This is a genomic window from Exiguobacterium sp. KRL4, from assembly GCF_001870785.1.
Classification (GTDB): Bacteria; Bacillota; Bacilli; order Exiguobacteriales; family Exiguobacteriaceae; genus Exiguobacterium_A.
Genome location: NZ_MOLV01000037.1, coordinates 1 through 1,474 on the forward strand (window position 1 = coordinate 1; position 1,474 = coordinate 1,474).

The window sequence follows — 1,474 nt, forward strand, 5'->3', positions numbered from 1 at the left end:
TGGATGGTCTACACTTAGTTGGACATAAACCTTAAGGTCAATTAGACTTAGGAAAATTATGAACAGCAGAGGAGAATCACCTTCATGAATAAACGGGAACGAAGAATTTTTAGCGATTCATTCAAACAACAGATGGTTCAACTCCATTTGAATGGCAAATCACGCGCCGATATCATTCGGGAATATGACTTGACGCCTTCGGCATTTAATCGCTGGATCAACCAAAGTAAGACGACCGGATCCTTTAAGGAAGAAGATAATTTGTCGGATGAAGCGCGCGAGCTACGTGTGCTTCGGAAGCATGTCCAACAACTGGAGATGGAGAATGATATTTTAAAGCAAGCCGCGCTGATCATGGGACGAAAGTAAATGTGATCAAGAATAATCGACATAAATACTCGGTATCAGCAATGTGCAGCGTCCTCCAATTACCCAGAAGTACGTTTTATTATGAAGCGAGACAGCGACCATCGGTCGACGATGTGACGGAAGCCATGCGTGAAATTTTCCGACGCAGCCGAGAGAACTACGGCACGCGTAAAATCAAGATTGAACTCCAAAAACAAGGGAAATGCGTCTCTCGTCGTCGAATCGGACGCATCATGAAAGAACAAGGCCTCGTCTCTACGTACACGCTAGCGCAATTCAAGCCTAAAAAAGAAACGTGCAACGAGTCGACGGAAGCCAATGAATTGAATCGCGCGTTCAAGCAAGGAGAAGAGCTATCCGTTGTCGTCAGTGACCTGACATACATCAAGGTCCGTCAAAAATGGCATTATGTATGTGTATTTGTTGATCTCTTTAACCGAGAAATCATCGGGCATAGTGTGGGCGAGCGAAAGGATGCGCAACTGGTCCATCGTGCTTTCGCTTCCATTCCTCATGATTTGCGTCGCATCCGGATGTTTCACACGGATCGAGGACGAGAGTTCAACAACCGTCTGATTGAGGATGCCCTTCATACGTTCGGAATCCGTCGCTCGTTGAGCGAAAAGGGTTGTCCGTACGATAACGCAGTCGCGGAAGCCACGTTAAAAATCATCAAGACAGAGTTTGTCAAAAAACGAGTGTTCTCGAGTTTGACGGAGCTGGAACGTGAGTTCCAGGATTACGTGAATTGGTTCAATCACCTTCGCATACACGGTACATTGGATTATCAAAGCCCCGTTCACTACAAGCAATCACTCCTTAAGAAAATTGTCTAGTTTAGTGTTGACAATCCAGTGTTACATTTAAGCTATGTACATATAACCAATTAAAAGAAAGGAAATAGACACTGAACAAAGATCATCATTTGACTTACCGAAATTCCCTATAAGAAAGTAAAACACCATCAGAATATCGACAAGCCGCCCCAGAATCAGCTTTCCACCCTTAACTATCCGACATAAAAACGCCTCACCACCCGTCCAGAATACCCACCTCAAGCTCACACCCACAGGAACACGGTCCAAACACCACGAGCCATTGCCCA

At 45.0% G+C, this 1,474-nt stretch carries 2 protein-coding genes; one reads left to right on the forward strand and one right to left on the reverse strand.

Translation table 11 applies throughout. The features are described from left to right. Positions 1–84 precede the first annotated feature (84 nt). A protein-coding gene (locus BLD48_RS15425; RefSeq protein WP_143082951.1) for an IS3 family transposase occupies positions 85–1,205 on the forward strand; the annotation gives its coding sequence in 2 pieces (ribosomal slippage) (positions 85–334 and positions 334–1,205; 1,122 coding nt in all). Positions 1,206–1,232: 27 nt separating this feature from the next. Here BLD48_RS15425 and BLD48_RS16560 read toward each other — a convergent pair. Next, positions 1,233–1,474 (reverse strand): hypothetical protein (locus BLD48_RS16560; RefSeq protein WP_236630046.1); only part of this gene is annotated, 242 nt, incomplete at its 5' end.